The organism is Opitutus terrae PB90-1, assembly GCF_000019965.1.
GTDB lineage: Bacteria > Verrucomicrobiota > Verrucomicrobiia > Opitutales > Opitutaceae > Opitutus > Opitutus terrae.
This window is the reverse complement of record NC_010571.1, coordinates 1,996,318-2,008,552: the sequence shown is the minus strand read 5'-3', so window position 1 is coordinate 2,008,552 and position 12,235 is coordinate 1,996,318. Positions and strand designations below refer to the sequence as shown.

The 12,235-nt window shown below is 65.5% G+C and carries 12 protein-coding genes; 3 read left to right on the top strand and 9 right to left on the bottom strand.

Features of this window, described 5'->3' with window-relative positions; all coding sequences use genetic code 11:
- Positions 1-94: 94 nt before the first annotated feature.
- The 4 genes from OTER_RS08285 to OTER_RS26160 are packed head-to-tail and all read right to left on the bottom strand — an operon-like array spanning position 95 to position 1,545.
- Entirely contained in the window at positions 95-301 is a 207-nt protein-coding gene (locus OTER_RS08285; protein ID WP_012374456.1) for a SlyX family protein, read from the bottom strand.
- Positions 298-906 (bottom strand): response regulator, encoded by a 609-nt coding sequence (locus OTER_RS08280; protein ID WP_044891659.1) that lies wholly within the window; start codon positions 904-906, stop codon positions 298-300. Before OTER_RS08280 ends, OTER_RS08285 begins: the two co-directional genes overlap by 4 nt.
- Positions 887-1,339: a response regulator gene (locus OTER_RS08275; protein ID WP_012374454.1), complete on the bottom strand. Its 453-nt coding sequence runs from the start codon at positions 1,337-1,339 to the stop codon at positions 887-889. The genes OTER_RS08280 and OTER_RS08275 overlap by 20 nt, the downstream gene beginning before the upstream one ends.
- On the bottom strand, positions 1,336-1,545 hold the full coding sequence (locus tag OTER_RS26160) for a hypothetical protein (protein ID WP_012374453.1): 210 nt from the start codon (positions 1,543-1,545) through the stop codon (positions 1,336-1,338). Before OTER_RS26160 ends, OTER_RS08275 begins: the two co-directional genes overlap by 4 nt.
- 98 nt (positions 1,546-1,643) lie before the next feature.
- On the opposite strand from OTER_RS26160, the gene OTER_RS26155 reads away from it, so the two are divergent.
- Positions 1,644-2,186 (top strand): helix-turn-helix domain-containing protein, encoded by a 543-nt coding sequence (locus tag OTER_RS26155; protein ID WP_044891658.1) that lies wholly within the window; start codon positions 1,644-1,646, stop codon positions 2,184-2,186.
- 70 nt (positions 2,187-2,256) lie between these two features.
- On the opposite strand, the gene OTER_RS08260 is transcribed toward OTER_RS26155, so the two are convergent.
- The 3 genes from OTER_RS08260 to OTER_RS08250 all read right to left on the bottom strand — a co-directional run bounded on the left by OTER_RS08260 (position 2,257) and on the right by OTER_RS08250 (position 6,816).
- Complete coding sequence (locus tag OTER_RS08260) at positions 2,257-4,512, bottom strand: thioredoxin domain-containing protein (RefSeq protein ID WP_012374451.1); 2,256 nt, start codon at positions 4,510-4,512, stop codon at positions 2,257-2,259.
- A gap of 214 nt (positions 4,513-4,726) precedes the next feature.
- Positions 4,727-5,632 (bottom strand): Fpg/Nei family DNA glycosylase, encoded by a 906-nt coding sequence (locus tag OTER_RS08255; RefSeq protein ID WP_012374450.1) that lies wholly within the window; start codon positions 5,630-5,632, stop codon positions 4,727-4,729.
- A gap of 137 nt (positions 5,633-5,769) precedes the next feature.
- Entirely contained in the window at positions 5,770-6,816 is a 1,047-nt protein-coding gene (locus OTER_RS08250; RefSeq protein ID WP_012374449.1) for a deoxyhypusine synthase family protein, read from the bottom strand.
- A 116-nt stretch (positions 6,817-6,932) separates the two neighbouring features.
- Here OTER_RS08250 and OTER_RS08245 point away from each other — a divergent pair, with 116 nt between their 5' ends.
- A complete protein-coding gene (locus tag OTER_RS08245; protein WP_012374448.1) occupies positions 6,933-7,847 on the top strand; it encodes a DMT family transporter in 915 nt (304 codons plus the stop codon).
- A gap of 242 nt (positions 7,848-8,089) precedes the next feature.
- Positions 8,090-9,949, top strand: coding sequence for an ABC-F family ATP-binding cassette domain-containing protein (locus OTER_RS08240; RefSeq protein WP_012374447.1), 1,860 nt, complete (start codon positions 8,090-8,092; stop codon positions 9,947-9,949).
- A 69-nt stretch (positions 9,950-10,018) separates the two neighbouring features.
- Here OTER_RS08240 and OTER_RS08235 read toward each other — a convergent pair whose 3' ends face one another.
- Both OTER_RS08235 and OTER_RS08230 read right to left on the bottom strand, forming a co-directional pair.
- Positions 10,019-11,332 carry a thymidine phosphorylase gene (locus OTER_RS08235; RefSeq protein WP_012374446.1) on the bottom strand — a complete coding sequence of 438 codons (1,314 nt, stop codon included), beginning with the start codon at positions 11,330-11,332 and terminating at the stop codon, positions 10,019-10,021.
- 64 nt (positions 11,333-11,396) lie between these two features.
- Positions 11,397-12,161, bottom strand: coding sequence for a hypothetical protein (locus tag OTER_RS08230; protein WP_012374445.1), 765 nt, complete (start codon positions 12,159-12,161; stop codon positions 11,397-11,399).
- Positions 12,162-12,235 lie beyond the last annotated feature (74 nt).

The window sequence follows — 12,235 nt, the reverse complement described above, 5'->3', positions numbered from 1 at the left end:
GGCTGAGGCGCGGTGTGACGATGGACGCGCAACGTTGGCGCACGAGCCGGCAGGATGGGAGAGCCCGCCCTACATCAGACAGATTCCGCGCCGTTCAGTAGTGCGGCGGACGCTCCACGGCCGGATTCGGCGCCTCCGCCTGCTCTGCCGTGGCCTCGGTCAACCGCTGGACAACCTGCTGTAGCTCACGCCGGAGTCGCGCCAGATCGTCCGTCAACTGCAGCATCGCCTTGTCCTGAGCCGTCACATGGTGCTCGAGGTAGGCGATCTTTTCTTCCAGTCGTCGAATCGCCTCGTTCACGATGAGGATGAGTTGGAGGTTTCCTGCCGCGCGGCCGTGGCCTCGCGCAGGCGTTGCAGCTCCGGCACCACTACCCGCTGATAACAATCGGGGCAAATCGAGTGGCTGAATTCGCTGCCGGTCCGCTCGTTGATGAACGCCTCGATCTGCTGCCAGTAGTTGTGGTCGTCGCGGACTTTTTTGCAGTAGGTGCAGATCGGCATCAGCTGCTCCAACTGGCGAACCTGCGTGGTGTAGCGGAGGATCCGCTCGGCGACGCGCAACCGCGTCCAGAGCTCGGAGAGATCGAGCGGCTTCGTCAGGAAATCGTCGACCCCGGCGTCCGCCGCCGTGCGCTGGTTTTCCTCCGTCGCGTCGCTGCTGGTGAGAAGAATGAAATAGACATATTCATCGCCCATGCGGCCGCGCACCTGCCGGCACAGGTCCAAACCGTCAACCCGCGGCATCACCCAGTCGCTGACCACCACGCGGACCGGCTGCTGGCGGAGCACCTCCAGCGCTTCCTCGCCATCGACCGCTTCGACCACTTCATGCCCGAGTCGCAGCAGCGCTCGCCGCAGCACCGCACGTGCAACCGGGTCATCTTCAACGGTCAGAATTTTCACGGGCAACGCAGGATGGTGGGGAAACCGGTCGACAGGCAATCGGGAAAAGTGCTGGCAGCGGTGGGGTCGCCCTCCGGGTCACGCGGGTGATCAGGTCCAGCAGCAGGTCCCATTCGAACGGCTTGGCGACCAAGCCTGCGGCACCCGCCTCCAACGCCCGGCGGCTCACCTCCGGCGTGACGAGTTCGGTGAGGACAATGATCGGTATCCGGCCGAGCTGCGCGTCCTGATGCAGCGAGGCGCACAGCGCCAGCCCACCACCAATCGGGAGGTCGAGATCCATCAGGATCACCTCGATCACCTCGGTATCCGCCACTGCGCGGGCTTCGCGTTCACCCGCCACCGCGAAGACACTATGCCCGAACCGCGGCAGGCAGAACTCCATTGCCTCGCGGAACAGATCGCTCTCCTCAATGAACAGGATCCGTGTCATGGCCGGAAGGGCCGCCCGCTGCGCTCGCGCTCGCGCAATGCGGCCAGTTGCGCGTACACCTCGCGACACGCGCTGCGCGAGCCCGGCGAGGTCTGCATCCGTTCGAGCGATCGGCAGATCGCGAGCAGCGTCGACAGTACTTCGATCCGCCGCTGGCGGGCCGGCTCCGTCAGCAAACTCGCATCGGTTTTCAGGATCGCCGACATCGATTCACACATTTTGTGGTTGCTTACCTTTTGTCAACCATTGGCTGCTGACCGCCGGTGCGTTGACAAGTCTCCCCCGCCGCGGCTACTCCCTGCGCGTGGACTATACCCAGCTCTTCCGAAAACTGCGGGAAAGCCGTGGGCTCACGTTGGACCAGCTGGCGGAACTCGCGCGGGTGCACCGCAACACCGTCGTCAACATCGAGAGTGGCCGACCGGTAAAGTTCAAAACCATCGCCCGGCTCATGAAGAGGATGGGCTACGCGGCCGACTCCACGGAGCTGCGCAGCATCGCCCTGCTCTGGCTCGAGTCGGTCAGCGGCATCCCGTTCTCACGCGCGGACGCCGAGGGCACCGCGCGGCAGGCGATCGCCAGCTACCGTGCTCCGCTCCGCCAGGCCGCGCGCGAGCTGGAAGCGACCGTCACGGCCGCGAGCCTCAGCCCGAAAGCGATTGAGCTGCTCATCTTCGCCGCACAGACGCCGGAAGTGCTTTCAATCCTGGAACAGGTCCGCGCGCTGACCAAAGGCGCGGCGGCCATCGCCGCCGCGGAGCTCGAGCTCAAAGCCGCGGAAGACGCAGCGGCCTACGAAACCAAGCCGGCCCCGCGTTCCACGGCGGCCTCCTCGCGATCGAAGTGACGCTACGCGCGTTCCGCGCCCGGCGTCCGGTCTCCATCCGAGGTAGCCGCTCATCGGGAACGAGCAGCGCTCACCGAGTGAGGAGATCCCGCAACGCCGCGGGACTCTCGACCGGCGCCTGACAGGTGAAATCCTCGCACACGTAAGCGGTGGCCTGGCCGTTGCGGGGCGTCATCGTCGTCAGCCAAGGCGCTCGTGCGCTCAACCATCGCTGGCCTTCGCCTCCATCCGCCACGAGTAGCACGTGCTGCGATCCGAGGCGGCCTTGCACCACGCGCAGGAGCGCCCGAAACGCCTCGTCGCCCGGCTGCCCCGCCAGTACCACATGCGCGGGCGGCATCAACGCCCGTTCCAACGCGCACAGCATCTGCGGCAGCGCTTGCGGCGTCTGGCTCCACTGCTCCTGAAACGCGAGGATCGTTCGCAACCCGCGCTCGCGATAGTCGATCCCTCCCGCTGCTGCCGCTGCCCCGGGCCGCTCGATCATCACTCCGAGTCGCAGCAGATTCATCGCCGCCACCGAGCTCGGCGCCGGCTCCGCGCCGTCGTAGTCTTCCTTCAATCGCAGCACAAGGTGCGGATCGTCGCTCGCGGAGTTGAAGTAGCCGCCGTGCTCCGCGTCCCAAAATCGCGCGTCCATCGTCGCCTGCAGTCGCTCCGCCCACTGCAGCCAGCGCACGTCGAAACCCGCCTCATACAAGTCGAGCAGGCCTTGAATCATGAAGGCATAGTCCTCCGCAAAACCTTCCACCGCGCTGCGTCCCCCTCGCCAGCTGCGAAACAGAATCGCGCGATCGCGATCGAACAACTCGCGCTCGACGAACTCCGCGGTTCGCGTCGCCGCCCCGAGGTACAGCGTCTCCGCCGCGTCTTCCGCAAGCTCCAGCACGACGTGAGCCTTCGCCAGCGCCGAAATCATCAGGCCGTTCCACGCGGTGATGATCTTGTCGTCGCGCAGCGGTCGCGGCCGCTGCGCGCGCACCGCCCGCAGTCGCTCCAGCGCAGCCTGCAGCCGCTCGCTCGCCATCTCCGGCGTGAGCTCGTGCGCCTTCGCGGTGGTGGCCAGCGGCTGTGCTTGGGCGAGGACGTTCTTGCCCGTGAATTCGCCGTGCGGATCGAGCTGCCCGGGCACGTTTCCGTCCGGCTTCACCCCGAAGTGCTCGCAGACCAGCCGCGCCTCATCGCCGAGCACCTGCTCAATCTCCGACTGCGCCCAAACGTAGAACGCCCCTTCAACCTTCTTTCCACCGTGTCCCGGCTCCGCGTTCGCTGCCGCGCTGTCCGCATCCTCCGCCGAATAGAATCCGCCGTCCGGATGCGCGAGATCGCGCAGCACATACGTTAGAATGTCACGCGCCAGCCAGGCGAACCGTTCATCGCCGGTCGCCTGCTTGGCCTCCAGCGCGTTCAACGCGATCTGCGCCTGGTCGTACAGCATCTTTTCGAAGTGCGGCACAAACCAGCGCTCGTCGACCGAGTAGCGGTGAAACCCGCCGCCGACGTGATCGTGAATTCCCCCTCGCGCCATCGCCTGCAAGGTCGCGCTGGCAAGCCTGATCGCTTCCGCGCCAGCCTCGCTCGCCACCCCCTGCAACGCCGCCGCACGGAACAGAAAACTCAGATTGCTCGCGCGCGGGAACTTCGGCGCGCCGCCAAATCCGCCGTGCTCCGGATCGAACGCCTCATAGAAATACTGAAATCCACGCTCGAACGCGGGCGCACCGCGCTCATGCAACTGGTGGATCAGTGCGTCGATTCCGCTGCCGATCTCGGCCCCGGCCGATTCGCCGCCCGTGGACTTGCTCACGTCCGCCGTCTTCGATTGCTGGTGCTCGCGCAACGCGGCAATCACCCGCTCGCCTTCCGCCACGAGCTTCTCACGTTCCGTCGACCAGCCGTGCGCGATCGCGCGTAGGATCGCCGCAAATCCGGCGCGGCCCTGCCGATCCTCGGGCGGGAAATACGTCCCCCCGAAAAACGGTTTCAAGTCCGGTGTCAGCCACGCGCTGAGCGGCCAGCCGCCGTGCCCGGTCATCGCCTGCACGTAGGTCATGTAAACGCGATCGACGTCGGGCCGCTCCTCGCGGTCGACCTTGATCGCCACGAACGACTCGTTCAGCAGCTGCGCGACTGCTTCGTTTTCGAACGACTCGTGCGCCATGACATGGCACCAGTGGCACGTCGCATAGCCGATGCTCAGGAAAATCGGCTTCTGTTCCGCGCGCGCCTTCGCGAACGCCGCCTCCCCCCACGGCAGCCAATTCACGGGATTGTCCGCGTGCTGGAGCAGATAAGGCGACTTCTCCTGGGCGAGCGCATTCGGCATCGGCCACCCTCGCGCAAAACCCCGAACTTGCAAAGCACCCCCGCCCGTCTGCCCGTGCCGAGCCAATTTCACGTATTACGTGAAATTGCCCTTCGGCCTCTCCATCGCCCAGACGTGTCTGGTTTCCGGTATTTTCACGTAATACGTGAAAATGCCTCCACGCCGCCGGCGCTAGGCGGCGCACTGACGTCCCACCATACGTTTTCATGCTGCGTCAGCGCCGCGCCTGCTTCGCCGCCTCCGCTTCCTCAACCGTGCGCGGCCAGTCCTGTTTCAGCAGCCGCGAGAGCGAACGATCCGCGAGCAACCGCCCGCCCGTCTGGCAGCGCGGGCAGTAGTTCACCTCGTTCTCGGCATACACGATCCGCTGCACGGTCGTGCCGCACACCGGACACGGCTTCCCAAATTTTCCGTGCACCGCCATTTCCGGCCGGAAGGCGGTCACTTTCTCGGGAAACCCCTCGCCTGCTTCCCGGCGCAAGCGATCCGTCCATGCCATCAGCACTTCGCGCGTGCTTCGATGCAGCCGGGCGATTTCCTCGGGCGACAGTTTTTGGGTCAACGTCACCGGTGACAATTTCGCCGCGTGCAGGATCTCGTCGGAATACGAGTTGCCAATTCCGCTGAAGAGCTGCGGATCCGTCAACGCGCGCTTCAGCGTGTGATTCTCGCGCATGAGCCGTCCGCGAAACTCCTCGGGCGAACACGTCAGCACGTCGATCCCGCCGCGATCGTGTGCCTCCAGTCCTGCTTCGTCGGCCACGACGTGCAAGGAGGCGCGCCGCTTCGTTCCCGCCTCGGTCAGAGCGAGCGTGCCGTTCTCGAACCGGAATTCGGCGATGACATTTTTCGCGCGGCTCTTCTCCCCCGGGGGCGTCCACTGCAGCCGGCCGGCGATCATCAGGTGAATCACGAGCCAACGGCCGTCGTCGAAACCGAGTGCGATCCGCTTGCCGAGCCGCCGGAGTCGCTCCACGCGCCGCGACTCGAGCGAATCGATCGGCGGCAGCGCGGTGCGCAGCACGAAGAGGTCGAGCAATCGGATCTTCTCGAGCACGCGGCCGATCAGCCGCCGCTCAAGCGCTTCGAGATAAACCGTGACGTCCGGCAGTTCAGGCATGCGGCACGCGGCACGCGTGCCGCAGTTGCGGGTTCCGGGTTTCGCGTTCCGCGTTGTTCATTCAATTATGCCGGTTCCTGATCAGATCAAGGACCTCAACCCGAAACTCAAAACCCCGGACTCAAAGCCGCTCGCCGCTACGCGCCGAGCACCCAGCTGAACACCAGCGGCGCCACGATCGTCGCATCGCTCTCGATGATGAACTTCGGCGTGCTGGGCGCCAGCTTGCCCCAGGTAATCTTCTCGTTCGGCACCGCGCCCGAATAGCTGCCGTAGCTCGTGGTCGAATCGCTGATCTGGCAGAAGTAGCCCCAGAGCGGACTGCCGCGCCGCCGCAGATCCTGATGCAGCATCGGGACGACGCAGATCGGAAAATCACCCGCGATGCCGCCCCCGATCTGGAAAAATCCGATCGAGCCTTCGCCGTTGCGCAGCGGCTTCGCCGTCTTCGTATACCAGTCCGCCAGCGTCGTCATGTATTCGATGCCGGTGCGTACCGTGTGCACGTTCTTCACGTCGCCGCGGATCACCGCCGCGGCGTACATGTTGCCCAGCGTGGAATCTTCCCACCCCGGCACGATGATCGGCAGGTTCTTCTCGCACGCCGCGAGCATCCAGGAATTTTCCGGCGGAATCTGGTAGCTTTTCTTCAACTTCCCGCTCCGCAGCAGCAGATACATGAACTCATGCGGGAAATAGCGCTCGCCCGCCTCGTCCGCCCGCATCCACTCTTCCAGCACCGCGGCCTCGATCCGGCGCATCGCCTCCATCTCCGGGATGCAGGTGTCCGTCACGCGGTTCATGTGGCGGTTGAGCAGTGCCGCTTCCTCCTTCGGCGTGAGCTGCCGGTAATGCGGTACCCGCTCGTAGTAGTCGTGGGCCACCAGGTTGAAGATGTCTTCTTCAAGATTGGCGCCGGTGCAGACGATCGCGTGGACCTTGTCGCGGCGGATCATCTCGGCCAGCGAAATGCCGAGCTCGGCGGTGGACATCGCGCCCGCCACGGTCATCAGCATCTTGCCGCCCGCCGTGAGGTGAGCTTCGTAGCCCTTCGCCGCGTCGAGCAGCGCGGCCGCGTTGAAGTGACGGTAGTTCCGCGCGATAAATTGCGACACCGGACCTTTTTTGGCCGCAAGCGCGGCGTTGAGGACTTCGGGTTTGGCGCGGGATTTTTTGGCTTTCATGGCAGAAATTTGAGGCAGGACGAGTCTGCAAAGAAGCACAAAATCGCACGGCCGGCGAACTCACCGATGTTGCTTGCGCCCGCACCCGGTTTGCGGGCGCAATCGGCCGTCCACCGATGCTCGCGTCGTTTCTCGCCGCCCTTTTTTTCGCGCTCAACGCCACCTGCGCCACCTACAGCGTCAGGGCGTCCGGCGCGCTGCGCGCCAACCTCGGCCGTATCACGCTCGCCGCGATCGTCCTCGGCGCCTTTGCGCACACGGTGGGCTTCGGCTTCGCGAGCGCCAGCGTCGGCTGGTTCCTGCTCAGTGGCGTCATCGGCATGGGCATCGGCGACCTCGGCACCTACGGCGCACTGCCGCTGCTCGGGTCGCGACTCACCGTCCTGATGATCCAGTGTCTCGCCGCGCCGATCGCCGCGCTTGGCGAATGGCTCTGGCTCGGCACCAAGCTCACGTTGCCGCAGATACTCTGGGGCGCGCTGATCCTCGTCGGCGTCGCGTTCGCCCTGGTGCCGACCCGCCGCAGCCCGCCGCGTGTGCGCGTGCGACCGGTCGGATTCCTGCTCGGACTCCTCGCGGCGGCCGGCCAGGGGCTCGGGGCCCTCGTCAGCCGCAAAGCCGTGGACGTCGCCACCGCCGCCGGCGAGCTGACGCACAACGTCACCTTCGGACTCAGCGCCGCCTACATCCGGATTCTCGCTGGGCTCGTGTTCACCGTCGTGTGGTTTCTCGCGTTGCGACAACTCGGCCGCGTCGGCCCTGCGCCCGTGCTCGCCACGGCGCGCGAACGACGGCACGCGCGGCTTTGGATGATCGCCAACGGTCTCGCCGGACCCGTTCTCGGCGTCGGCTGCTACCAGTGGGCGCTCGCCACGACGCCGAGCGGCATCGTGTTGCCAATCGCCGCCACCACCCCGCTGCTGTCGATTCCGATCGCGCTCTGGCTCGAAGGCGACCGTCCCACCCGCCGCTCGATTGTCGGCGGCGTGATCGCTGTCGCCGGCTGTATCGCGCTCACCCTCGCCCGCTAGCCCGGATATTTCATGAAATATCCGCCCTCTGGGCCGACTCTGTCGGGGCTAGCCGCGACAACGTCGCTCCGCCGGAGGCGGACGGAAATTTCGGACGGAGCTTCACTCCTGTTCATGAAATTTCCGGGCTAGAGTTACCCTGTCCCATCGGTCCCATTCGATCTTATAGGTCACCTATGTCCTCCTATTTCTGAACCCATCATTGACGCCGCCCCCGCTGTCCGGTCTTTTGGGCGGTTTCGATGCTGACGATCGCTGACATTTCCAAGTCCTATGGCACCCGCGAGCTGTTCGCGGAGGTGTCGCTGTTCATCGCCCGCACCGATCGTTACGGCTTGGTGGGGCCCAACGGCGCCGGCAAAACCACGCTGTTCAACCTGATCCTCGGCGAGGAATCGCCCGACTCCGGCACGATCGAATGGGAGCGCGGTGCAGACTTCGGCTTTCTGCCGCAAGAGAGCGCGCCCGTGGCCGACGAGACCATCCTGGAGATCGCCACCAGCGGCAAGAAACTGGTCCCGGAAAACGACGACGACTACGACATCGACTACACCCTCGAGCCGCGGGCCAAGAAAATTCTCGCCGGCCTCGGTTTTCGCGAGGGCGACGCCGGCAAGCTCGCCAAGACCTTCTCCGGCGGCTGGGTGATGCGCGCCCACCTGGCCCGGCTCCTCGTCGCGGAGCCCGCGCTGCTCCTCCTCGACGAGCCCACCAACCATCTCGATCTGGAGGCGCTGCTCTGGTTTCAGGACTACCTCAGCCGTTATCCGGGCGGGCTGGTCGTCATCTCGCACGATCGCGCGTTTCTCAATGCGCTGTGCACCGGCATCCTCGAACTCCGCAGCGGCCGGCTGAATCGCTACACGGGCAACTATGACGACTACTTGAACGAGCGCGACGCCCGCAAGGCGCAGCAACTCGCCGCCTTCAAGAACCAGCAGCGCGAGATCGCTCACCTCCAACGCTTCGTCGATCGGTTCGGCGCCAAGGCCTCCATGGCTTCCCGCGCGAAATCCAAAGAGAAGCAAATCGAACGCCTCGAGGCCGTCGCCGTCGACGAGCCGGAGGACGATCTCAAACGGATCCACTTCAAGTTCCCGCAGCCTCCGCGTTCCGGGCTGCGCGTAGCCACCTTGGAACACGTCCAGCAAGCTTACGGCGATCATGTCGTGTATCGGGACCTCAATTTCGAGGCCGAGCGCGGCCAACGGATCGTGCTGGTCGGTCCCAACGGCGCCGGCAAGTCCACCCTACTCAAGATTCTGGGCGGCGTGATTCCGATCCAGGGCGGGAGCTTCGAACTGGGCAGCAACGTGATAACCGGCTACTTCGCGCAAAACCGGCTCGATAACCTCCGCGCCGACGCGACGGTCTTCGACAACGTGATGGAGTTGCGCACCAACGAGAATCAGCTCACCGAACAACAAGCCCGCGCGATCCTCGGCGCTTTTCTTTTCCGCAAGGACGACGTGTTCAAGAAGGTTTCCGTGCTGTCCGGCGGCGAGAAATCGCGGCTGGCCCTGGCCCGACTGCTGGTCAAACCGCCCAATCTGCTCCTGATGGACGAGCCGACCACGCACCTCGACATGGCGTCAATCGACGCGCTGGTCAGCGCGCTGCAGAATTACGAGGGCACGCTGATCTTCATCAGCCACGACGTGTATTTTATTCGCGCGCTCGCCCGCAACGTCCTGCACGTCCATTCGGGCCGGCTCACGCCGTATGCGGGCGACTACGACTACTACCTGGAGAAATCTCGCGCGACCAACGAGCGCGCGGCGCTCACGGCCGGCTTCACCGATGCGCGGCCCGTGCAGGTGAAAGCGGCTGCCGCGCCCGAGCCCGCCCCCCGCAAGAAAACCAGCCCAAACGAGCTGAAGAAGCTGCGCATCGAAGTGGGCAAGCTGGAGCAACGCGTAGCCGAGCTGGAGACCAAGCAGTCCGAGCTCACGGCCGAACTGGAGGCCCCCGAAACCTACGCGAACAAGGGGCGTTTTCACCACCTCAACCGCGAACTCACCGTCATCGTCGATCAGATCGCCGCCGCCACCGCCGAGTGGGAGACCGCCGCGACCAAGCTGGCCGAGCTGGAAAAACCGTAGAGCGAGCCGCGTCGACCGCGACGCCGCCCGTGCGACTACCATGCCGTCCGGCGATCCGGAATGCCGTCGCTACGCGCCGATCACCTCGTCGATCAGCCGTGGCGCGGGGCCGGGCCGATCGCCGACCACGATCGCCTTCGCCAGCATCTCCTCGGCCTCCGCCAGCGCCTGCTCGTCATTCGCGTGGATCACGCCGAGCGGCGCGCCTGGCGCGACGTGCTCGCCGACCTTCACGAGTCCGCTCACGCCGACTCCCGGATCGACCTTGTCCTCGGCCTTCGCACGTCCGGCGCCCAACCGCAGCGCCGCCAGCGCGACGCCCATCGCGTCGACCTTCTGCACAAATCCTCCGCGCACCGCCACGAACGACTCCGTCAGCCGTGCGCGCGGCAGCCGGTTCAGATCCTCAACCACGCGCGCGTCGCCGCCCTGGGCCGCGATCATCTCGCCGAACTTCTTCAGCGCCGCGCCGCTCTTCACGCTGCGCTGCAGCTGGAACATCGCGTCGGACTCGTCCTTCGCCGCCCGCGCGAGCAGCAGCATCTGCGCCCCGAGCGCGTAGGTGACCTCCATCGTGTCCTCCGGACCCTCCCCGCGCAGGCACTCGATCGACTCGATCACTTCGAGCGCGTTGCCCACCGCGCGGCCCAGCGGTTGCTCCATCGCTGTGAGCACGGCCCGGGTCGGCTTGCCCATCGCAGTGGCAACCGACACCAGCGTCTCGGCCAACTGTCGGGCGGCGGCCTTGTCCTTCATGAAGGCGCCCGCGCCAAACTTCACGTCGAGCACCAGTACATCGATGCCCTCGGCAAGTTTCTTGGAGAGAATGCTCCCGCAGATCAGCGGAATGCACTCCACCGTGGCCGTCACGTCACGCAATGCATAGAGCTTCTTGTCCGACGGCGCCAGCTCCGCCGTTTGCCCGATCAGGCACAGCCCGAGCTTTTCCACCTGCGCCCGATACTCGCTCATCGAGAGCCCGACCCGGAAACCCGGGATCGCCTCGAGCTTATCCAGCGTGCCGCCGCTGTGGCCCAAGCCGCGCCCGCTGATCATCGGCACCGCCACGCCGCATGCCGCGACCATCGGCGCGAGGTGCAGCGAGATCTTGTCGCCGACGCCGCCGGTCGAGTGCTTGTCCGCCTTGCGCGATCGCACATTCGACAGATCGGCCACGACGCCCGAGTGCATCATCGCGTCGGTGTAGGCAACGGTTTCCTCGCGGTTCATCCCGCGCAGGAAGATCGCCATGAGCAGCGCGGAGAGCTGGTAGTCCGCCCAGCTGCCGTCGGTGGCGCCGCGCACGAACGCGCCGATCTCCTCGCGCGTCAGCGCGTGGCCGTCCCGCTTGCGCGCAATGATGTGTTGGGGAAACAAGCTCATGCCGCACTGCAGCACCGCCGCGCGCCCGACGCAATCGCGCCGTGCCGGTCTCCGCGGCAGTGTCTCAGCGCGGCGGGAGAAACTCCGCAATATGGGGGATCTCTTTCACCCGCCGGCCACCGGCCCGACGCGCCAGATAAGGATCCTCCTCGGGCACCAACTCGACCTCCTCGTCGCCCGCGGTGCCGTCTTGCTCGTCGACTTCCTCGCCCTCCGCATCGGTTAACATCCAGTCCTGATCTTCGTCGAACAGATGCGACATCCGCCGCGCCTGCGGCTCGAGCACCAACCCCGGATTGCGCACGCGGTCGGCTTTCACGAACTCGAACAGCGTCGGGAGGAACTGCTTTTTGAACCGGCCCTGAAAATCGCTCAGCCACTTGTTCTCCACGCCTTCGCGCCGGTTGAGCAGCACGACATCGGAGAAATGCACACACGCGTCAAACCACGCGAGCAGCGGCGGGTTCTTCTCGGCGAGCTGGCAGTCGATCACGCAGAACACCCGCGCCAGCTCGCCGCCCTGCGCCTCGAGCCACGGCTTGAACACTTCGATCTGGTCCACCGGATTCGTCCGGCCATCCGTCACAAAAAACACATGCGTCGCTTCCTCCGGCAGGCTGCCTTCGATGAGCGCACCCGTCCACTTCCAGTAATCGACGCGCGGCAGCGGCGTGGCCGTGGTCTCCGGGTTCTCGGCGTCGGAAACCAGCACCGCCGGCCGATCCGTCTCGGCCAGTCCGCCCTCGATGAGGTCGGCGACCAGCGCGCGGCGGCCCGAGCCCGCGGTGCCGAGGATCAGATAAACCAGCGGTTTCTCTGCGCTATTCATTTGGCGGCAAGAAGGCGCAAGAGCCGCAAAAAAGAAAACCAATTCGCGAGCCAGCCAGATGCGGCCAAGCCGGG

Coding starts and splice junctions, on each gene's coding strand:
- OTER_RS08245 (WP_012374448.1), top strand. CDS start 6,933: ATGCTCGCGTCGTTTCTCGCCGCCCTTTTTTTCGCGCTCAACGCCACC.
- OTER_RS08250 (WP_012374449.1), bottom strand. CDS start 6,816: ATGAAAGCCAAAAAATCCCGCGCCAAACCCGAAGTCCTCAACGCCGCG.
- OTER_RS26160 (WP_012374453.1), bottom strand. CDS start 1,545: ATGTCGGCGATCCTGAAAACCGATGCGAGTTTGCTGACGGAGCCGGCC.
- OTER_RS08235 (WP_012374446.1), bottom strand. CDS start 11,332: ATGAGCTTGTTTCCCCAACACATCATTGCGCGCAAGCGGGACGGCCAC.
- OTER_RS08275 (WP_012374454.1), bottom strand. CDS start 1,339: ATGACACGGATCCTGTTCATTGAGGAGAGCGATCTGTTCCGCGAGGCA.
- OTER_RS08255 (WP_012374450.1), bottom strand. CDS start 5,632: ATGCCTGAACTGCCGGACGTCACGGTTTATCTCGAAGCGCTTGAGCGG.
- OTER_RS08230 (WP_012374445.1), bottom strand. CDS start 12,161: ATGAATAGCGCAGAGAAACCGCTGGTTTATCTGATCCTCGGCACCGCG.
- OTER_RS08260 (WP_012374451.1), bottom strand. CDS start 4,512: ATGCCGAATGCGCTCGCCCAGGAGAAGTCGCCTTATCTGCTCCAGCAC.
- OTER_RS08240 (WP_012374447.1), top strand. CDS start 8,090: ATGCTGACGATCGCTGACATTTCCAAGTCCTATGGCACCCGCGAGCTG.